A 20,887-nucleotide genomic window follows, 5' to 3' on the forward strand; every position below is an offset into this window, starting at 1 on the left:
ACCCAGCCACAGAACGCCACCAGGATGGTGAACACCCACATGAACAACTTCCCCGGCGCCTCCGCGAGCGGCCTCTACACCGGCCCGCAGGTGGACAACCGCTACATCGTGCCGCGCTTCGTGGAGCGCACCTCGCAGGGCGTGCGTGAGTACGACCCGTACGCGAAGCTCTTCGAGGAGCGCGTGATCTTCCTCGGCGTGCAGATCGACGACGCCTCCGCCAACGACGTCATGGCGCAGCTGCTGTGCCTGGAGTCGATGGACCCGGACCGGGACATCTCGATCTACATCAACAGCCCCGGCGGCTCGTTCACCGCGCTCACCGCGATCTACGACACGATGCAGTTCGTGAAGCCGGACATCCAGACGGTCTGCATGGGCCAGGCGGCCTCCGCCGCGGCCGTGCTGCTCGCCGCGGGTACGCCCGGCAAGCGGATGGCGCTGCCCAACGCCCGTGTACTGATCCACCAGCCGTCCTCGCAGACCGGCCGTGAGCAGCTCTCCGACCTGGAGATCGCGGCCAACGAGATCCTGCGGATGCGCACCCAGCTGGAGGAGATGCTGGCCAAGCACTCCACCACGCCGATCGACAAGATTCGCGACGACATCGAGCGCGACAAGATCCTGACCGCAGAGGATGCCCTCGCCTACGGTCTCGTCGACCAGATCGTGTCGACCCGCAAGCAGGCGGTCACGGCCGTCTGACATCGGCCTTCACCTCTTGGCATGGCGAGTTCACACCGCATCGGCGGTGTGAACCGTGCCAAGGGGGGCCCGAACGGGGGGCAAGGCAAGGTACCGTCGGATAGAGGCACCAGGAGCCGCTGAACCAAGCTGCTCCCAGGCGAAGGGGAAGCACCTCGTGGCACGCATCGGTGATGGCGGCGACCTGCTCAAGTGCTCGTTCTGCGGAAAGAGCCAGAAGCAGGTGAAGAAGCTCATCGCGGGACCCGGTGTGTACATCTGCGACGAGTGCATCGATCTCTGCAACGAGATCATTGAGGAGGAGCTCGCGGAGACCTCCGAGGTGCGGTGGGAGGAACTCCCCAAGCCGCGCGAGATCTACGAGTTCCTCGAGGGGTACGTCGTCGGGCAGGAGCCCGCGAAGAAGGCCCTCTCGGTCGCTGTGTACAACCACTACAAGCGGGTCCAGGCCGGCGAGAACGGCGGCGCGCAGGGTCGGGACGACGCCATCGAGCTGGCCAAGTCCAACATCCTGCTGCTGGGCCCCACGGGCTCCGGCAAGACGCTTCTCGCGCAGACCCTGGCCCGTATGCTCAACGTCCCGTTCGCCATCGCCGACGCGACGGCGCTGACGGAGGCCGGCTATGTCGGTGAGGACGTCGAGAACATCCTGCTGAAGCTGATCCAGGCCGCGGACTACGACGTCAAGAAGGCCGAGACCGGGATCATCTACATCGACGAGATCGACAAGGTCGCCCGCAAGAGCGAGAACCCGTCGATCACCCGCGATGTCTCCGGCGAGGGCGTCCAGCAGGCCCTGCTGAAGATCCTGGAGGGCACCACCGCCTCCGTACCGCCGCAGGGCGGCCGGAAGCACCCGCACCAGGAGTTCATCCAGATCGACACGACGAACGTGCTGTTCATCGTGGGCGGTGCCTTCTCCGGTCTGGAGAGGATCATCGAGTCGCGGGCGGGTGCCAAGGGCATCGGCTTCGGCGCGACGATCCGCTCCAAGCGGGAGATCGAGGCCAGCGACCAGTTCCAGGAGGTCATGCCGGAGGACCTGGTGAAGTTCGGGATGATCCCGGAGTTCATCGGCCGGCTGCCTGTCCTCACCTCGGTCCACAACCTGGACCGTGAGGCGCTGCTGCAGATCCTCGTCGAGCCGCGCAACGCGCTGGTGAAGCAGTATCAACGGCTGTTCGAACTCGACGGTGTCGAGCTGGACTTCGACCGCCCGGCCCTGGAGGCCATCGCCGACCAGGCGATCCTCCGCGGCACCGGCGCGCGTGGCCTGCGGGCCATCATGGAAGAGGTCCTCCAGTCCGTGATGTACGAGGTGCCGTCCCGCAAGGACGTCGCCCGCGTCGTCATCACGGCGGACGTCGTCCGCAACAACGTGAACCCGACCCTGGTCCCGCGCGAGCCGCGGACCATCGGCAAGGGCGACGACGGGCGGCACGAGAAGTCCGCGTAGCGGCAGCGGTATGTGAACGAAAACGGAAGGGGCGCCCGGCCAGTTGGACTGGCGGCGCGCCCCTCCTGCTTTCCGTGTGCGCTACTTGACCTCGACGCGGACGTCATTGCGGAGCTTGGCCGCATCGTTGGCGGCGTCGTCCAGAGAGACGCTCTTGCCGGTCATCATGCCCGCCATGTCCACGTCCATGACGTACGTCACGGTGCTGTGGTCGCCCCAGATGCAGAAGGGCATGGTGGTTTCCTTACCGCCCCCGGTGCTGCTGATGTCCGTGACTTTCGCTTCCTGGCACTTCAGGACACCGTTCTCGAACCCGGCCGGGGTGAAGGCCTTCGGGCTGCCGATGAACTCGCTCTTGGTCCTGTCCTCGGGGTCCGGGTCCTTCGTAGCCTCGGACTTCAGCTTGGCGAACATGGCGTCGACGACCTTCTCGGGGTCGTCGATGTCACCGTAGACACCGCTGAACGACAGCATCTTCTGGGCGGCCGCGTCGCCCGAGGTGTAACCGGCCCCGACGCTCTTGGCGTTGTGAACCCCCCAGCCCTCCGCCTCCTTGACGTCCTTCGCCGTCATCTTGTCCTGGTCCCCCTGGCTAGGGGTCTTCTTGTACGTGCCGCCCAGCACCGTCTCCGGCGTCGTCAGCTTGTACGTCTTGCCGTCGTCGGCGACCGAGCTGCCGCCCCCGCCCGACGTCAGGAGGTACACCCCGCCCGCGATGACCGCCATCGCCACGACCACGCCGCCGATGATCAGGCCGGTCTTCTTCTTCGGCTGGGCCGGGGGGAAGGGGGGCTGGCCGCCGTATTGCGGGCCGCCGTACGGCGGCGTGGGCGGCTGCTGGCCGTACGGGCCCGGCTGCTGGGCCTGCGGGTAGCCGTAGCCCGGCTGGGGCTGCTGCTGCGGCGGGACACCCTGAGGGGCCTGCTGGGGGTACCCGTAACCGGGCTGGCCCTGCGGCGGCTGCTGGCCGTACGGGCCCGGCTGCTGGCCACCGTACGGTCCGGGCTGGCCCTGCGGAGGCTGGCCGCCGTACGGTCCGGGCTGGCCCTGTGGAGGCTGGCCGCCGTACGGGCCCGGCTGGTTGTAGCTCATCTGCGGTGTCCCCTGTTCGGAAATGCTCATCGGAATGCTTATGCGTTCCGAACATCCTGACGGAAGGTCCACCGCCGCGGGGCACCGGGAGTGACACCGTTACCGAACAAACCGGTTTCAGCGCACGACTGTGACGGCCCTAAACTGTCCCCCGTGACCGAGAACACTCAGCAGACGCCAGCCAGCAACCCCGAACTGCCGACCCAGTACGCACCGGCCGAGGTAGAGGGGAAGCTGTATGAGCGCTGGGTAGAACGTGGTTACTTCGAAGCCGACGAGCACAGCGAGAAGCCGCCGTACTCCATCGTCATCCCGCCGCCGAACGTCACGGGCAGCCTGCACCTGGGGCACGCCTTCGAGCACACGCTGATCGACGCCCTTGTCCGGCGCAAGCGCATGCAGGGCTTCGAGGCGCTGTACCAGCCCGGCATGGACCACGCCGGCATCGCCACCCAGAACGTCGTCGAGCGCGAGCTCGGCAAGGAGGGCAAGTCCCGCCACGACCTGGGCCGTGAGGCCTTCGTCGAGCGCGTCTGGCAGTGGAAGAACGAGTCCGGCGGCCAGATCTCCGGACAGATGCGCCGCCTCGGCGAGGGCGTCGCCTGGTCCCGTGAGCGCTTCACCATGGACGAGGGTCTCTCCACCGCCGTCCAGACCGTCTTCAAGAAGATGTACGACGACGGGCTGATCTACCGCGCCGAGCGCATCATCAACTGGTGCCCGCGCTGTCTGACCGCGATCTCGGACATCGAGGTCGAGTACCAGGACGACGACGGCGAGCTCGTCTCCATGACGTACGGGGAGGGCGACGACACCATCGTCGTCGCCACGACCCGCGCCGAGACGATGCTCGGTGACACCGCGGTCGCCGTCCACCCCGACGACGAGCGCTACAAGCATCTGGTCGGCAGGCAGATCAGGCTGCCGCTGACCGACCGTACGATCCCCGTCGTCGCCGACCACCACGTCGACCCGGAGTTCGGCACCGGCGCCGTGAAAGTCACGCCCGCCCACGACCCGAACGACTTCGAGATCGGCAAGCGCCACGACCTGCCGTTCCTCACTGTCATGGACGAGCGCGCGGTCATCACCGTCCCCGGCCCGTTCGAGGGACTCGACCGCCTGGAGGCCCGGTCCGCCATCGTCGGCGCGCTGCGCGCCGAGGGCCGGATCGTCACCGAGAAGCGTCCGTACCTCCACTCCGTCGGCCACTGCTCGCGCTGCAAGACCACCATCGAGCCGCGCCTGTCCCTCCAGTGGTGGGTCAAGGTCGCCCCGCTCGCCAAGGCGGCCGGTGACGCCGTCCGCGACGGCAGCGTCGAGATCCACCCGCAGGAGATGGAGAAGCGGTACTTCGACTGGGTCGACAACCTCCACGACTGGACGATCTCGCGCCAGCTCTGGTGGGGCCACCGCATCCCCGTCTGGTACGGCCCGAACGGCGAGGTCGTCTGCGTCGGACCGGACGACGAGGTCCCCACGGGCGAGGGCTGGACGCAGGACAGCGATGTCCTGGACACCTGGTTCTCCTCCGGCCTGTGGCCGTTCTCCACGCTCGGCTGGCCGGAGCGGACCGACAGCCTCGCGAAGTTCTATCCGAACTCCGTCCTGGTCACCGGCTACGACATCCTCTTCTTCTGGGTCGCCCGGATGATGATGTTCGGTCTGTACGTCAACGACGGTGTCCCGCCCTTCAAGACCATCGTCCTGCACGGCATGGTCCGTGACGAGTTCGGCAAGAAGATGTCGAAGTCGTTCGGAAACGTCGTCAACCCGCTGGACTGGATGGACAAGTACGGCTCCGACGCGCTGCGCTTCACCCTGGCGCGCGGTGCCAACCCGGGCACCGACGTCCCGATCGGCGAGGAGTGGGTCCAGGGTTCCGCCAAGTTCGCCAACAAGATCTGGAACGCCACCCGCTTCGCCCTGATGAACGGCGCCACGATCGAGGGCGAACTGCCGTCGGCAGACGAGATGTCCGTGACCGAGCGCTGGATCCTGTCCCGGCTCAACAAGACCGTCGCCGAAGTCGACGCGTACTACGACGACTTCCAGTTCTCCAAGCTCAGCGAGGCACTCCGGCACTTCGCCTGGGACGAGGTCTTCGACTGGTACGTCGAGCTGTCCAAGACCACGTTCTTCGCGGGCGGCAAGCCGGCCGAGGTCTCGGGCCGGGTCCTCGGTGAGGTCCTCGACGTGATGCTGCGGCTGCTGCACCCGGTCGTCCCGTTCGTCACGGAGACACTCTGGACCGCGCTCACGGGCCGGGAGTCCGTCGTCATCGCCGACTGGCCGACCGACTCCGGCTTCCGCGACGATGCGGCCGAGAAGGAGATCGAGCTCGTCCAGCAGCTCGTCACCGAGGTCCGCCGGTTCCGCTCCGACCAGGGACTGCAGCCCGGCCAGAAGGTTCCGGCCGAGCTCACCCTGACCGGCACGGCTCTCGCCCCGCACGAGGCGGCCATCCGCCAGCTGCTGCGCCTGCAGCCCGCCGGCGACGGCTTCCACGCCACCGCGTCGCTGCCGGTCGCGGGAGCCACCGTCGCCCTCGACCTGTCCGGCACGATCGACGTCGAGGCCGAGCGCAAGCGCCTGACGAAGGACCTGGGCGCTGCCGAGAAGGAGAAGGCCCAGGCCAACGGCAAGCTCTCCAACGAGGCGTTCCTCGGCAAGGCCCCGGACAACGTGGTCGACAAGATCCGTGGCCGGCTCGCCAAGGCCGAGGCGGACATCGAACGGATCACCAACCAGCTGGCGAACCTGCCGCAGGGCTGATCACCCGCTGAGGGCGAAGCCCCCGTACTCCCGCCGGGAGTACGGGGGCTTCGACCGTCCCCGCGCACGATCAGGACTCCGGCGACCGGGCGCTGCGCACGATGTCCGTGTCCATCCGTAGACTGGCCCCGTGAGTGAGCCCCGCCCTTCCGACCGGCACGACGCCTCCGATCCCGACGAGACCTTCGCGGAGATCGTCGACGAAGCGACCCAGCGCGACCCCGACCTGGCGGTGATCGAGGCCGGGAGCCGTACCCTGCGCGCCCGCTCGGGACCGCCGCAGGGCCAGGACGTCCCCGTCCGCCCCGCCGACCCCGAGGTGGACAAGGCGCTTCGCGCGGTGGAGCAGGAGCTCGCCGGACGCTGGGGCGAGACCAAGCTGGAGCCTTCCGTGGCGCGCATCGCCGCGCTGATGGATGTGCTCGGCGAGCCCCAGCGCGCGTACCCCTCGATCCACATCACCGGGACCAATGGCAAGACGAGCACGGCCCGCATGATCGAGGCGCTGCTCGGCGCCTTCGACCTGCGCACCGGCCGCTACACCTCGCCGCACGTCCAGTCGATCACCGAGCGGATCAGCCTGGACGGCTCCCCGATGGACCCCGAGCGGTTCATCGAGGCGTACCAGGACATCAAGCCGTACGTGGAGATGGTCGACGCCCAGCAGCCCTACCGGCTCTCCTTCTTCGAGGTGCTGACAGGCATGGCGTACGCGGCCTTCGCCGACGCGCCGGTCGATGTCGCCGTCGTGGAGGTCGGCATGGGCGGCAGCTGGGACGCGACGAACGTCATCGACGCCTCGGTCGCCGTCGTCACCCCCATTTCGCTCGACCACACCGACCGGCTCGGCGCCACGCACGCCGAGATCGCCGGTGAGAAGGCCGGGATCATCAAGCAGGGCGCCACGGTCATCCTGGCGCAGCAGCCGGTGGACGCCGCGCAGGTCATGCTGAAGAAGGCCGTCGAGGTCGATGCCACGGTCGCCCGCGAGGGCATGGAGTTCGGTGTCGTCTCCCGCGAGATCGCCGTCGGCGGACAGCTGCTGACGCTGCGCGGTCTCGGTGGCGAGTACACAGAGATCTTCCTCCCGCTGTACGGCGCCCACCAGGCGCACAACGCGGCGGTGGCGCTCGCCGCAGTGGAGGCGTTCTTCGGGATCGGCGCCGAGCAGCCCGGCGCACTCGACATCGACACGGTCCGCCGGGCCTTCGCCTCGGTGATCTCGCCGGGCCGCCTCGAAGTCGTCCGCAGCAGCCCGACCGTCGTCCTGGACGCGGCCCACAACCCGGCGGGCGCCCGTGCCACCGCCGACGGGATCTCCGAGGCATTCGGCTTCTCCCGGCTGATCGGTGTGGTCGGCGCCAGCGGTGACAAGGACGTCAAGGGGCTGCTCGAAGCCTTCGAGCCGATCTTTGCCGAGGTCGTCATCACCCAGAACTCCAGCGGCCGCGCGATGGATGCCGACGAACTGGCCGCCGTCGCGGTCGAGGTCTTCGGCAACGACCGCGTCCAGGTCGAACCACGCCTGGACGACGCGCTGGAGGCGGCGATCACCCTCGCCGAGGAGGAGGACGAGTATGCGGGCGCCGGCGTTCTGGTGACCGGTTCCGTGATCACGGTCGGCGAGGCCCGACTGCTTCTGGGAAGGCACTGACCCGTGCGTACGCTCTGTGCATCGACGCTGATCGGCGAGTTCTTCGTGATCGGCTTCGCCGGACTCGTCGCGATGAAGTCCGACGACCTGACGAACACCACGGTCTGGACGGTCTGCGGCATCGGCATGCTGCTGTCCGTGCTGCTCTGCGGGATGATCACCCGCCCCGGCGGGATACAGCTCGGCTGGGCGCTGCAGATCGCCCTGGTGCTGAGCGGTTTCGTCGTCCCGATGATGTTCATCCTCGGCCTGGTCTTCGGCGGCCTGTGGTGGGCCTCTGTGCACTACGGCCGCAGGATCGACGAGGTGAAAGCCCGTTGGGCGGCCGCGCAGGAGGCGGCCGAGGCCCCGGCCGGTGGCTGATCCGGTACCCCGTGGCCAAACCCGGCCGCAGGCCCGTCGCCGTACCCCTGTAGCCTCGCTTCACCGCACCCGCATGCCTGCAAGGAGCCGCACACCATGACCCAGCGCACCCTCGTTCTCCTCAAGCCCGACGCCGTCCGGCGCGGACTCGTCGGCGAGATCGTCGGGCGGATCGAGCGCAAGGCCGGCTGGCGGATCACCGCGCTGGAGCTGCGCACCCTCGACCGCGCCACGCTGGAGCAGCACTACGCCGAGCACGTCGGCCGCCCGTTCTACGAGCCGCTCGTCGAGTTCATGCAGTCCGGCCCGATCGTGGCGCTGGTCGCCGAGGGCGAGCGGGTCATCGAGGGCATCCGTACACTGGCCGGCCCCACCGACCCGATCGCCGCCGCGCCCGGCTCCATCCGTGGTGACTTCGGCACGATCACGCGGGAGAACCTCATCCACGCCTCGGACTCCGAGGAGTCCGCAGAGCGAGAACTGAAGCTTTTCTTCCCGGGACTTTCCTGACCCCGGATCAGCCGTTCAGCGCTCATGACCTGGGGCGACCGAATTAATTCGGTCGCCCTTCGGCATAGGGTCCCGGATCGCGGGAACGCATCACTCCGACGTAACGTCACCATGAGTGGAACGGCCACCCGTTCCGCCCACAAAGGCGAAGGACCCTCGCGCGGTGTCCGTGTACACGGCACTACGATGGAATCTTCCACGCCTGCAGCGCTCACCTCGCCGACCAGAACAAGCCATCATCGCTTTCCTGGAAGGCCTGACGCATCCTCATGGGGAACAAGGGGAACTCAATGTCGTTCATCGGCCGTGACATGGCTATCGACCTCGGGACTGCCAACACGCTGGTGTACGTCAGGGGGCGCGGCATCGTTCTGAACGAGCCGTCCGTCGTGGCCATCAACACCAACACCGGCGGCATCCTGGCGGTCGGCTCCGAGGCCAAGAAGATGATCGGGCGTACACCGGGCAACATCGTTGCCGTACGGCCCCTGAAGGACGGCGTGATCGCCGACTTCGAGATCACCGAGCGGATGCTCCGCTACTTCATCCTGAAAATCCACAAGCGCCGCTACCTGGCCCGCCCGCGGGTGGTCGTCTGCGTGCCCTCCGGCATCACCGGGGTCGAGCGACGCGCCGTCATCGAGGCATCGACGCAGGCCGGCGCGCGCCAGGTGCACATCATCGAGGAGCCCATGGCGGCGGCCATCGGATCGGGGCTGCCGGTCCACGAGGCCACCGGCAACATGGTGGTCGACATCGGCGGCGGCACCACCGAGGTCGCGGTCATCTCGCTCGGCGGAATCGTCACTGCCCAGTCGATCCGGGTCGCCGGCGACGAGCTGGACAACGCGATCATCCAGCACATCAAGAAGGAGTACTCGCTCCTCCTCGGTGAGCGCAGCGCCGAACAGATCAAGATCACGATCGGTTCGGCGTACGACATGGACAAGGACGAGCACACCGAGATCCGCGGCCGCGACCTGGTCTCCGGGCTGCCCAAGACCGTGGTCGTCTCGGCCGCCGAGGTCCGCAAGGCCATCGAGGAGCCGGTCAACGCGATCGTGGACGCGGTGAAGACCACGCTCGACAAGTGCCCGCCGGAGCTCTCCGGCGACGTCATGGACCGCGGCATCGTCCTCACCGGCGGCGGCGCGCTGCTGCGCGGACTGGACGAGCGGCTGCGGCGCGAGACCGGCATGCCGATCCACATCGCCGAGGACCCGCTGGACTCGGTGGCGCTCGGGTCCGGCAAGTGCGTCGAGGAGTTCGAGGCGCTCCAGCAGGTGCTGGACGCCCAGCCCCGCAGGTAGTCGGCACAGCCCGGCCCGCAGATAAACAACACATCAGTCTGCTGCGCGGACCACTGACGCTCCGTACGGCCGATCGTTGATATACAGGCACGAACATTCCGACGAGGAAGGCACGGCCGCCGCACGTGAGGGACACACGAGAGAGCCGGCTGCTCCTGGTGCTGCTGATCGCCATCGCATTCGCACTGATCACGGTGGACATCCGCGGCGGCGAGGAGTCACCGGTGGACGGCGCCCGGCGGGCCGCCGCCACGGTCTTCGGGCCGGTTGAGAACGGCGTCGCGGCAGCCGTCGACCCGGTGGGCAACGCCATAGGAGCGGTACGCGACTCCGGCGCACGGCACAACCGGATCGCCGAGCTGGAGCAGCAGAACGCCGCGCTCAAGACGAAGCTCGGCAGCGACGACCAGAACCGTAACCGGGTCCGCGAGCTGGACCGGATGCTGAAGAAGTCGGCCGCCGGACAGTACGGCATCAAGGCCGCCGAGGTCATCGCCATAGGATCGGCCCAGGGCTTCTCCTGGACGGTCACGATCGACGCCGGCTCCAACGACGGCATCAAGCGCGACATGACCGTCATCAACGGCGACGGTCTCGTCGGCCGGATCACCACCGTCGGGCCGGACACCGCCACGGTGCTCCTGGCCAACGACCCCGACTTCACCGTCGGCACCCGTATGGAGAAGACCGACGAACTGGGCTTCGCCACCGGCCAGGGTTCCCAGCCGCTGTCCGTCCAGTTCCTCAACGGCAAGGCCAAGGTGAAGAAGGGCGACCGTCTTGTCACCTTCGGCTCCAGCGAGAACAAGCCGTTCGTGCCCGGCGTCCCGGTCGGCGAGGTCGTCCGCGTCGACCCGTCCGGCGGCGGCCTGACCCGTACCGTCTATGTCCGCCCGTACGTCGGGTTCACCAAGCTCGACATCGTCGGCATCGTCGTCCAGGCCCCGCGCAAGGACCCCCGTGACATGGTCCTCCCGAAGGCGCCCGCCAAGCCCGCCAAACCCAAGCCCACCCCGACCGTCACCGTCACGATCTCGCCCAACGGCGACATCGTCGACACCAACGGCAACGTCGTCGGGAACGTCAACGAGAGCCCGGACCCGAGCGGCAGTCCGAATACCGCACCGAGCGCCGGCAACGCGGTAAACGAGCAGAGGTAGAGCTGATCCCCATGCGCTTGAACCGGACTCTGCTCTCCATCGTCCTGGTCGTGGTCGCCCTCGTCGTCCAGGTCTCCGTGCTCGCCCGCCTCCAGCTTCCCGGCGCCGTGCCCGACATACTGCTCCTCGTCGTCCTCGCGCTCGCCTTCGTGTACGGGCATGTCAGCGGCGCCCTCATCGGCTTCGGCGCGGGACTCCTCGCCGACCTGGCACCGCCCGCCGACCATGCAGCCGGACGCTACGCACTGGTCCTCTGCGTCATCGGCTACTTCGCCGGACTGGCCAAGCCGGAGAACGGGCAGCTCAAGTCGGCCTTCGTGCCGATGGTCGGGGTAGTCGCCGCGGCGATCTGCTCGACGCTGCTGTACGCGCTCGTCGGCGCTCTCGTCGGGGACACGGCGGCCCGTCATGTGGGCCTCGGCAGCCTGCTGTTCACCGCCGCCGTCTACGACCTGCTCCTCGCGCCGTTCGTCGTTCCCCTGATCATGGCGATCGCCAAACGCACGGTGAACGATCCGCTCGCCGACTCCTCCTCCGGCGGCGACGTCGCCGCGGGCTGGCTGGCCTCCGGCACCGGACTGCGGATCGGCAGCCAGCGCGGCGGACTGCGCGTCAAGGTCGCCCGCAACCGAGCGGCACGCGCCGGACGGATCAAGGGAGTCAAGCGACTGTGAGGCCGCACCACAGGGGGGACACCCCCCGTATTTCCGGCCCGACCACCACCGGGGGCGCCCCGTGAGCAATATCCCCGAGACCGGCCGGACCCAGCGGGTCCAGATCCGTCTCGTCGTCATCCAGGTACTCGTCTTCTCCCTGTTGTTCACCCTCGGCGGGCGCCTCTGGTACCTCCAGATCCGCAACGGCCAGGAGTACAGCGACGAGGCGAGGAACAACCATGTCCAGCAGGTCGTCCAGCCCGCCGTACGCGGCTCCATCCTCGATGCGCGCGGCGTGCCCCTCGCCGACAACGAGACCCGCCTGGTCGTCTCTGCCAGCCGCACCGAGCTGCTGAAGATGGCGGACGACGGCAAGGGCGTTCTGACCCGGCTCGCCGATGTGCTCGGCATGAAGCCGAAGGAGGTCTTCGACAAGATCCGGCTCTGCGACGCGAAGACGCCGCAGCCCTGCTGGAACGGTTCGCCTTATCAGCCGATCCCGGTGACCGACGAGGCCACCACCCAGCAGGCCCTTGAGATCCGCGAGCGCGCCGAGGACTTCCCCGGCATTACCGCCGAACCCACCGCCGTACGTCGCTACGCCGCACCCGGCAAGGCCAACACCGCCCAGGTCCTCGGCTACCTCTCGCCCGTCACCGACGAAGAGATCACCAAGGCCCAGGACACCGACTCGCCGTACCTCCGCTCCGACCAGGTCGGCCGCTCCGGCCTGGAGCGCACCTACGACAAGGAGCTGCGCGGCAAGGCCGGCGTCACCCGCTACGAGGTGGACAACCTCGGCCGGGTCATCGGCCAGGCGAAGGACGACGAGGCCGAGCCCGGATCGAGCGTCGTCACTTCCATCGACGCCCGGGTCCAGGCCGTCGCGGAGTACGAGCTGAACGACGCGATGAAGGTCGCCCGCACCCAGTTCGACAAGAACACCGGCGAGAACTACAAGGCCGACTCCGGCGCTGTCGTCGTCATGGAGGCCAAGACCGGCCGGGTCGTCGCGATGGCCTCCCTGCCCGACTACGACCCCAACGCCTGGGTCGGCGGCATCTCGGGCAAGGACTACGCCCGGATGACCAGCAAGAAGTCCAACTACCCGCTGCTCAACCGCGGCATCCAGGGTCAGGCCGCGCCGGGCTCGATCTTCAAGGTCGTCTCGACCGCGGCCTCCGTCCAGGCGGGCTACCCGTTCGACGGCCACTACACCTGCGGCAGCTCGTACACCGCCGAGGGTCACACCTACCAGAACTTCGAATCGCAGAGCCACGGCCCGATCTCCCTGGGCCAGGCACTTGAGGTCTCCTGCGACACCGTCTTCTACGCCCTCGGCTACCAGCAATGGCAGAAGGACGGCGGGATGAAGCCGAAGAAGAACGCCAAGGACTGGTTCTTCAAGACCGCCCACCAGTTCGGCCTCGGTAAGGAGACCGGCATCGACCTCCCCAACGAGGTCACCGGCCGCGTCCCCGACCGCCAGTGGAAGAAGGACTTCTGGAAGGCCAACAAGGGCGCCTGGTGCGAACAGGCCAAGAAGTGGCCCAAGAAGAAGGACTTCAACACCGTGCTCGCCCACGAGAACTGCCTCGAGGGCATGAAGCTGCACGCCTATGACTCGATCAACTACTCCATCGGCCAGGGCGACACCCTCGTCACCCCGATCCAGATGGCGACCATCTACGCCGCGATCAGCAACGGCGGCACGCTCTACGACCCGACCGTCGGCAAGGCGATCGTCAGCCCCGACGGCAAGCACGTCAGCATGATCGGGCCCCGTGCGCACGGCAAGCTGCCGGCCAGCGCCAAGACCCTGAAGCAGATGGAGGGGGCGCTGGCGGGCGTCGCCACCCGCGGTACCGCCGCCTGGCGATTCGGCGGCTGGCCGCAGGACAAGATCCCGATGCACGCCAAGACGGGTACGGCCGAGGTCTACGGCAAGCAGACGACCTCGTGGTTCGCCACGTACACCAAGGACTACTCGATCGTCATGACGATCTCCCAGGGTGGTACGGGCTCCGGCGCCTCCGGGCCCGCCGTGCGCAACATCTACGACGCGCTCTACGGACTCGACGACTCCGGCAAGCAGGACCTCAAGAAGGCGCTGCTGCCCACCCCGCAGAAGTCCCTGCCGAAGATCCAGCACGACGGCTCGATCGACTCCCCGGAGATCAAGCCGTACGACCCGAACTCGCAGAAGACCCCGGAGGAGCAGACCCTCGCGGCAATGCTCGGGAGGCGCGACTGATGGCCGGCTTCTCCGTCTCGCGGTACGCCCCAGAGCGCTCCGCCTGGGGCAAACTCATCGCCCGCGACTCCCTCGTACGCAAACTCGACTGGCCGCTGCTCGGGTCCGCGATCGCGCTCTCCTTCATCGGCTCGCTGCTGGTCTACTCGGCGACCCGGGGCCGTGACTCGCTCACGCACGGCGACCCGTACTACTTCCTCTTCCGGCACGCCCTCAATACCGGAATCGGTTTCGCCCTGATGGTGGGCACGATCTGGCTCGGCCACCGCACCCTGCGCGGAGCCGTCCCGATCCTCTACGGCCTCTCGGTACTCCTCGTACTGGCGGTCCTCACCCCGCTCGGCGCCACCGTCAACGGCGCGCACGCCTGGATCATCATCGGCGGTGGCTTCTCGCTCCAGCCGTCCGAGTTCACCAAGATCACCATCATCCTGATCATGGCGATGCTGCTCGCCGAGCGCGTCGACGCGGGCGACCAGCTCCACCCCGACCACCGGACCGTCGCCAAGGCCCTCGGCCTCGCGGCCGTTCCGATGGCCGTCGTCATGGGGATGCCGGACCTCGGTTCCGTGATGGTCATGGCCGTCATCGTGCTCGGTGTGCTCCTCGCCTCCGGCGCTTCGAATTGCTGGGTCTTCGGCCTCCTCGGCGCGGGCACGGCCGGCGCCGTCGCCATCTGGCAGCTCGGCCTGCTCGACGACTACCAGATCGCCCGCTTCGCCGCCTTCGCCAACCCGGCGCTCGACCCGGCGGGCGTCGGCTACAACACCAACCAGGCGCGCATCGCGATCGGCTCCGGCGGCCTCACCGGAACCGGCCTCTTCCAGGGCACCCAGACCACCGGCCAGTTCGTCCCCGAGCAGCAGACCGACTTCGTCTTCACCGTCGCGGGCGAGGAGCTCGGCTTCCTCGGCGCCGGGCTGATCCTCGTCCTGCTCGGCGTCGTTCTGTGGCGCGCCTGCCGGATCGCCCGCGAGACGACCGAGCTGTACGGCACGATCGTCGCCGCCGGAATCATCGCCTGGTTCGCCTTCCAGGCGTTCGAGAACATCGGGATGACGCTCGGCATCATGCCGGTCGCAGGGCTTCCGCTGCCGTTCGTCTCGTACGGAGGGTCCTCGATGTTCGCCGTCTGGGTGGCCGTCGGACTGCTCCAGTCGATCAGGGTGCAGCGGCCGATAAGCGCCTGAGCCGGGACGGGAGCACTGCCCATCCGCGTGCAATACGTCTAGATTCGGGTCATGGCGGACTCGAAGCGTGAGATCGAGCGGAAGTACGAAGCCACCGCGGAAACCCGGCTCCCCGACCTGAGCCGGGTGGCCGGGGTCTCGGCCGTCGCTCACCGGGGCGTCAGCGAACTGGACGCCGTGTACTACGACACCGAGGACCTCCGGCTCATGGCCGGCTCCCTCACCCTGCGCCGCCGCACCGGCGGGAGCGACGCCGGCTGGCACCTCAAATTCCCGGTCGCCTCCGGTATCCGGGACGAGTTCCAGGAACCGCTCTCCGACATCCTGCCGCGCTCCCTCGCCGGCCTGCTCCGCTCCCGGGTCCGGATGAGCGAACTGGTCCCCGTCGTACGGCTGCGCACCGCCCGTGACGTCCACCACCTGCTCGATACCGAGGGCGCGCTGCTCGCCGAGGTCAGCATCGACACGGCGCGGGCCGAACGGCTGACGGGCGGCAGCGGCACCGCCGCCTGGACCGAGATCGAGGTCGAACTCGCCGACGACGGCGACCCCGCCCTCCTCGACGCCGTCGAACGTCGGCTGCGCAAGGCCGGTGTCCACCCGTCCGCATCGCCGTCCAAGCTGGCCAGGGCGCTCGCCGAGACCGCGCCGGAGCGGAAGCGGAAGCGGGACAAGGGCGCGCGCAGGAAGGCCGGGCAACCCACCGCGGGCGACCACGTCCTCGCGTACATCCGCCACCAGACCGAGGCGATCGTCGCCCTCGACCCCGCCGTACGGCGCGACCTCCCCGACTCCGTGCACCAGATGCGGGTCGCCACCCGCAGACTCCGCAGCGCGCTGCGGACGTACCGGAAGATCCTCGACCGGAGCGTCACCGACCCGGTCGGCGACGAGCTGAAGTGGCTGGCCGCCGAGCTCGGCATCGACCGCGACCAGGAGGTTCTCGACGCCCGTCTGCGCTCCGGCCTCGCCGGCCTGCCCCGCACCCTGATACTCGGCCCCGTCCGCAGCCGGCTGCGGATCTGGGCGGTGGCCCGCCGGGGCGGCACCCGTCGCCGGACCGTCGCCGTACTCGACGGGAAGCGGTACCTGGCACTCCTGGAGAGCCTCGACACCCTGCTCGCCGCCCCGCCGCTGTTGCCCGCCGCGTCCCACGCCCCCGAGCAGGCGCTGCCCCGCGCCGTACTGAAGGAGTACGGGCGCCTCGCGACCCGCGTCGGCCACGCCGCGGAGCTCCAGCCCGGCCACGACCGGGACCTCGCCATGCACGACGCCCGCAAGGCCGCCAAGCGCGCCCGTTACGCGGCGGAGGCGGCCCGGCCCGCGCTCGGGAAGCCGGCCAAGCGGATCGCCGAACGGATGAAGGCCGTGCAGACCCTCCTCGGCGACCACCAGGACAGTGTGGTGGCCCGCGACGCGCTGCGCGCCCTGGCCGTCCAGGCGCACGCGGCGGGGGAGCCGGCATTCACCTGGGGACTGCTGTACGGGCGGGAGGAGGCGGCCGCCGCCGCCCGGGAGCGGGAGCTGCCGCAGGTGTGGGAGCGGGCGTCGCAGCCGCGCGTGCGGGCGGCTCTGGAAGGCTGAGCATCGGGTTACGCTTGATGGTCACCCTTGCCGGCTCTCGAAAGTTCGCGATGTCTGTCGATTCGGTCTTCCCACAGCTCGAAGCTCTGCTCCCGCATGTGCAGAAGCCCATCCAGTACGTCGGCGGTGAGTTGAACTCCACCGTCAAGCCGTGGGACGAATGCGACGTCCGCTGGGCGCTGATGTACCCGGACGCATACGAGGTCGGACTCCCCAACCAGGGCGTCATGATCCTGTACGAGGTGCTCAACGAGCGCCAGGGTGTCCTCGCCGAACGCACCTACAGCGTGTGGCCGGACCTCGAAGAGCTGATGCGCGAGCACAAGGTCCCGCAGTTCACCGTGGACGGCCACCGCCCGGTCAAGGCGTTCGACGTCTTCGGGCTGAGCTTCTCCACCGAGCTCGGCTACACCAACATGCTCACTGCCCTGGATCTCGCGGGCATCCCGCTGGACGCCAAGGACCGCACCGTCGACGACCCGATCGTGCTGGCCGGCGGCCACGCCGCGTTCAACCCCGAGCCGATCGCGGAGTTCATCGACTGCGCGGTCATCGGCGACGGCGAGCAGGCCGTCCTGGAGATCACCGAGATCATCCGCGCCTGGAAGGCCGAGGGCCGCCCCGGCGGTCGCGAAGAGGTGCTGTTCCGCCTCGCGAAGACCGGTGGCGTCTACGTCCCGGGCTTCTACGACGTCGAGTACCTCCCGGACGGGCGCATCGGCCGTGTCGTGCCCAACAAGTCGGGCGTGCCGTGGCGGGTGTCCAAGCACACCGTGATGGACCTCGACGAGTGGCCGTACCCGAAGCAGCCCCTCGTTCCCCTCGCCGAGACCGTCCACGAGCGGATGTCCGTCGAGATCTTCCGCGGCTGCACCCGCGGCTGCCGTTTCTGCCAGGCCGGCATGATCACGCGCCCCGTGCGGGAGCGAAGCATCACCGGCATCGGCGAAATGGTCGAGAAGGGCCTCAAGGCGACCGGCTTCGAAGAGGTCGGCCTGCTCTCGCTCTCCTCCGCGGACCACACCGAGATCGGCGAGATCGCCAAGGGCCTCGCCGACCGGTACACCGAGGACAAGATCGGTCTCTCGCTGCCCTCCACCCGCGTCGACGCGTTCAACGTGGACCTGGCCAACGAGCTGACCCGTAACGGCCGTCGCTCCGGACTCACCTTCGCCCCCGAGGGCGGCTCCGAGCGCATGCGCAAGGTCATCAACAAGATGGTCTCGGAAGAGGACCTCATCCGTACCGTCGCCACCGCGTACGGCAACGGCTGGCGCCAGGTGAAGCTGTACTTCATGTGCGGTCTGCCCACCGAGACCGACGAGGACGTCCTCCAGATCGGTGACATGGCGGTCAATGTGATCGCCAAGGGCCGCGAGGTCTCCGGCCAGAACGACATCCGCTGCACCGTCTCCATCGGCGGCTTCGTGCCCAAGCCGCACACGCCGTTCCAGTGGGCCCCGCAGCTCGGCGCCGAGGAGACCGACGCCCGGCTGGCCAAGCTCCGCGACAAGATCCGCGGGGACAAGAAGTACGGCCGCTCCATCGGCTTCCGCTACCACGACGGCAAGCCCGGCATCGTCGAGGGCCTGCTCTCGCGCGGCGACCGCCGTGTCGGCTCCGTCATCCGCGCGGTCTACGAGTCCGGCGGCCGCTTCGACGGCTGGCGCGAGCACTTCAGCTACGACCGCTGGATGACCGCCGCCGAGAAGACGCTGCCCGACTACGGCGTGGACGTCGACTGGTACACCACCCGTGAGCGGACCTACGAGGAGGTCCTGCCCTGGGACCACCTGGACTCCGGTCTCGACAAGGAGTGGCTCTGGGAGGACTGGCAGGACTCGCTCGACGAGACCGAGGTCGAGGACTGCCGCTGGACCCCGTGCTTCGACTGCGGCGTCTGCCCGCAGATGGACACCAGCATCCAGATCGGCCCGACCGGCAAGAAGCTGCTGCCGCTGTCGGTCGTGAAGTAGGCCGACCCCCTTCCGGGTGACGGCTCGGTGACGAAGGCCCGGTCCGGGAAACCCCGGACCGGGCCTTCGCGTCATGCACGGCATGGACTACGGCAAGCACCAGGCCCCCGCGCACTACGAAGCCGGCGAGGGCTGTCTGACCACCCTGATCAGGATTCCGGTACGGATCGTGGTGCTGGTGATCGTTCTGCCCGTACGTATGGTCTGGGACGTACTGGTGGCGGGGGCCCGCGCCGCCGACCGCATCCTGCTGCGCCCCCTGGGCCGGGCCCTGTCCTGGCTGTTCGCGACGCTGGTGTCGGCCCCTGCGGTCTGGCTGTACGCATGGGTGCTCACCCCGCTGGGGCATGCGCTGCGGTGGCTGGCCGCGGCGGTTTTCGTCTGGCCGTGGGTCGCGCTCTGGCGGTATGTGCTGGTGCCGGCGGTGCGGTACGGGCTCGTGGTGCCGGTGGTGTGGTTGTACGAGGTGGTGCTCACCCCGATCGGGCACGGGCTGCGCTGGGTGTACTGCGAGCTGCTCGCCCCTGCCGGGCGGGGGATCGCTGCCGCGGTCGGCTGGGTGCTCACCGCCCTGTTCGTCTGGCCGGTGGTCGGCCTGTGGCGGTACGTCCTGGTGCCCCTCGCGCTCGCCGCCGCCTGGCTGGCGGAGCATCTGATCGTACGGCCGCTGGCCTGGGCGTACCGGGAACTGCTCACTCCGCTCGGCCATGGCATCACCTGGCTGCTCGAACTGCTGGCGCGTGGGATCGCGGCCGTCGGGAGCGGTCTGTGGGCGGCGGTGGTGTGGCTGGTTCTGACACTGCTCGTCGCGCCGCTCGGCTGGCTGTACCGGCGGGTCCTCGCCCCGGTGGGCCGGGAGATCGTCGCCGCCTTCGGCGTCGCCTGGCGCATCGCGGGGTACATCTCGCGGGCCGTCGGCCGGGCCGTCGGCCGGGCCATCGCCTGGCTGGCGTGGCATCTGATCGGGGCGCCGGTGACCTGGGTCTATCGCACGGTGTGCACGCCGGTGGGACATTTCGTACGGGATGCCGTCTGGGCCCCCGCCAAGCGGGCCGCCGTCGAGGCGGGGCGCGCGGCCCGGGCGGCGCTGCGCACGGCGCGCGAGACCGTGGCCCGGGCACGCCGTGACGCGTGGCGGGCACTGGTCGGGGGGCCGAGGGTGCCCGAGCCCCGGGAACCGGGGAGCCCCCTTGCGCGTAGGCTGGGTGTTACGCAACAAGCAACGACTGTGCCCAGCGCGGCGCCCGAACCAGAGATCTCCTCGCTCGGAGAGAAAAACGCCGAGCGGGGGTGAGCCGGACCGGACACCCCGGGCCACCCGTATTTCGAGGGCGGCGTGTCACCGCGTCCGCCCCGCACCGAGGAGAAGAACCACTGGGCAAGCGACAGCCCGAAGGCCCGCCGCCCGCACCGGCAGTGCAGCGCATCCGGCTGCGCTACACGAAGCGCGGCCGCCTCCGGTTCACCAGTCACCGTGACTTCCAGCGTGCCTTCGAGCGGGCACTGCGCCGCTCCGAGGTGCCCATGGCCTACTCGGCGGGTTTCACCCCGCACCCGAAGGTGTCGTACGCCAATGCCGCCCCCACCGGCACGGGCAGTGAAGCCGAGTTCCTGGAGATCGCCCTCACCGAGGCCCGGGATCCGGCCGTCCTGCGCGAGCTGCTCAACGCCTCGCTACCGGACGGTCTCGACATCACCGACGCCGTTGAGGCCCGCACCTCGGGTCTCGCCGACCGGCTGACCGCCTCCATCTGGGAGCTGCGTCTCGACGGTGTCTCCACCGAGGAGGCCGTCAAGGCCGTGGCCGCTTTCAACGGGGCTGAGACCGTCGAGGTCCAGCGCCGGGCGAAGAACGGCATGCGGACCTTCGACGCCCGCGCCGCCGTGGTCGACCTGCAGGCCCTTGATCCACAGCCTGATAGGCCCGAGGACAAGCCCTGTGCGATACTGCGGCTGGTTGTTCGGCACGTGACACCTGCCGTGCGACCTGACGACGTCCTGTCCGGTCTCCGCGTTGTGGCCGACCTGGCGCCGCCGGTCCCCGCAGCGGTGACCAGGCTGGCGCAGGGGCTCTTCGACGAGGAGTCCGGCACGGTGACCGACCCGCTCGCGCCCGACCGCGAGGCAGCCCCGGCCGCTCCACCCATGGCCACCGGGACCGCCGTCGCGACGGCGCCGGAAGGTGCAGGTTCCGCGTAAGGC

16 protein-coding genes are annotated in these 20,887 nt (G+C 68.9%); 15 read left to right on the forward strand and 1 reads right to left on the reverse strand.

Going from position 1 to position 20,887, the window contains the following annotated elements; all coding sequences use genetic code 11:
* Positions 1-24: 24 nt before the first annotated feature.
* Both OG609_RS27400 and clpX read left to right on the forward strand, forming a co-directional pair.
* Entirely contained in the window at positions 25-705 is a 681-nt protein-coding gene (locus tag OG609_RS27400) for an ATP-dependent Clp protease proteolytic subunit (RefSeq protein WP_327275258.1), read from the forward strand.
* A gap of 157 nt (positions 706-862) precedes the next feature.
* On the forward strand, positions 863-2,161 hold the full coding sequence (clpX, locus tag OG609_RS27405) for an ATP-dependent Clp protease ATP-binding subunit ClpX (protein WP_114244485.1): 1,299 nt from the start codon (positions 863-865) through the stop codon (positions 2,159-2,161).
* Between the two features lie 81 nt (positions 2,162-2,242).
* Here the strand turns inward: clpX and OG609_RS27410 are convergent, their stop codons facing one another.
* Positions 2,243-3,253 (reverse strand): hypothetical protein, encoded by a 1,011-nt coding sequence (locus OG609_RS27410; RefSeq protein ID WP_327278204.1) that lies wholly within the window; start codon positions 3,251-3,253, stop codon positions 2,243-2,245.
* Between the two features lie 153 nt (positions 3,254-3,406).
* Between OG609_RS27410 and OG609_RS27415 the strand changes: the two genes are divergently transcribed.
* The 13 genes from OG609_RS27415 (at position 3,407) to OG609_RS27475 (ending at position 20,884) form a co-directional block, all read left to right on the forward strand.
* Positions 3,407-6,028 (forward strand): valine--tRNA ligase, encoded by a 2,622-nt coding sequence (locus tag OG609_RS27415; RefSeq protein ID WP_327275259.1) that lies wholly within the window; start codon positions 3,407-3,409, stop codon positions 6,026-6,028.
* A gap of 130 nt (positions 6,029-6,158) precedes the next feature.
* Positions 6,159-7,682, forward strand: a complete 1,524-nt coding sequence (gene folC / locus OG609_RS27420; protein WP_327275260.1) for a bifunctional tetrahydrofolate synthase/dihydrofolate synthase — start codon at positions 6,159-6,161, stop codon at positions 7,680-7,682.
* Positions 7,683-7,685: 3 nt separating this feature from the next.
* The gene (locus OG609_RS27425; RefSeq protein WP_327275261.1) at positions 7,686-8,045 is read left to right on the forward strand and encodes a DUF4233 domain-containing protein; all 360 of its coding nucleotides are present in this window, start codon (positions 7,686-7,688) and stop codon (positions 8,043-8,045) included.
* A 96-nt stretch (positions 8,046-8,141) separates the two neighbouring features.
* The gene (ndk, locus tag OG609_RS27430; protein ID WP_093898216.1) at positions 8,142-8,555 is read left to right on the forward strand and encodes a nucleoside-diphosphate kinase; all 414 of its coding nucleotides are present in this window, start codon (positions 8,142-8,144) and stop codon (positions 8,553-8,555) included.
* 290 nt (positions 8,556-8,845) lie between these two features.
* Positions 8,846-9,865 (forward strand): rod shape-determining protein, encoded by a 1,020-nt coding sequence (locus OG609_RS27435; RefSeq protein ID WP_114244480.1) that lies wholly within the window; start codon positions 8,846-8,848, stop codon positions 9,863-9,865.
* 125 nt (positions 9,866-9,990) lie between these two features.
* Entirely contained in the window at positions 9,991-11,025 is a 1,035-nt protein-coding gene (gene mreC, locus OG609_RS27440; protein ID WP_327275262.1) for a rod shape-determining protein MreC, read from the forward strand.
* Positions 11,026-11,036: 11 nt separating this feature from the next.
* Positions 11,037-11,699: a rod shape-determining protein MreD gene (gene mreD, locus OG609_RS27445; RefSeq protein WP_327275263.1), complete on the forward strand. Its 663-nt coding sequence runs from the start codon at positions 11,037-11,039 to the stop codon at positions 11,697-11,699.
* A 61-nt stretch (positions 11,700-11,760) separates the two neighbouring features.
* Entirely contained in the window at positions 11,761-13,935 is a 2,175-nt protein-coding gene (gene mrdA / locus OG609_RS27450; protein WP_327275264.1) for a penicillin-binding protein 2, read from the forward strand.
* Positions 13,935-15,125 (forward strand): rod shape-determining protein RodA, encoded by a 1,191-nt coding sequence (rodA, locus tag OG609_RS27455; protein WP_327275265.1) that lies wholly within the window; start codon positions 13,935-13,937, stop codon positions 15,123-15,125. Before mrdA ends, rodA begins: the two co-directional genes overlap by 1 nt.
* A gap of 51 nt (positions 15,126-15,176) precedes the next feature.
* Positions 15,177-16,709, forward strand: coding sequence for a CYTH and CHAD domain-containing protein (locus OG609_RS27460; RefSeq protein WP_327275266.1), 1,533 nt, complete (start codon positions 15,177-15,179; stop codon positions 16,707-16,709).
* Positions 16,710-16,759: 50 nt separating this feature from the next.
* Positions 16,760-18,685, forward strand: a complete 1,926-nt coding sequence (locus OG609_RS27465; protein ID WP_327275267.1) for a TIGR03960 family B12-binding radical SAM protein — start codon at positions 16,760-16,762, stop codon at positions 18,683-18,685.
* A gap of 82 nt (positions 18,686-18,767) precedes the next feature.
* A complete protein-coding gene (locus tag OG609_RS27470; RefSeq protein ID WP_327275268.1) occupies positions 18,768-19,979 on the forward strand; it encodes a hypothetical protein in 1,212 nt (403 codons plus the stop codon).
* A 122-nt stretch (positions 19,980-20,101) separates the two neighbouring features.
* The gene (locus OG609_RS27475; protein ID WP_327275269.1) at positions 20,102-20,884 is read left to right on the forward strand and encodes a TIGR03936 family radical SAM-associated protein; all 783 of its coding nucleotides are present in this window, start codon (positions 20,102-20,104) and stop codon (positions 20,882-20,884) included.
* Positions 20,885-20,887: the final 3 nt, after the last annotated feature.

Source organism: Streptomyces sp. NBC_01224, assembly GCF_036002945.1.
Lineage (GTDB): Bacteria > Actinomycetota > Actinomycetes > Streptomycetales > Streptomycetaceae > Streptomyces.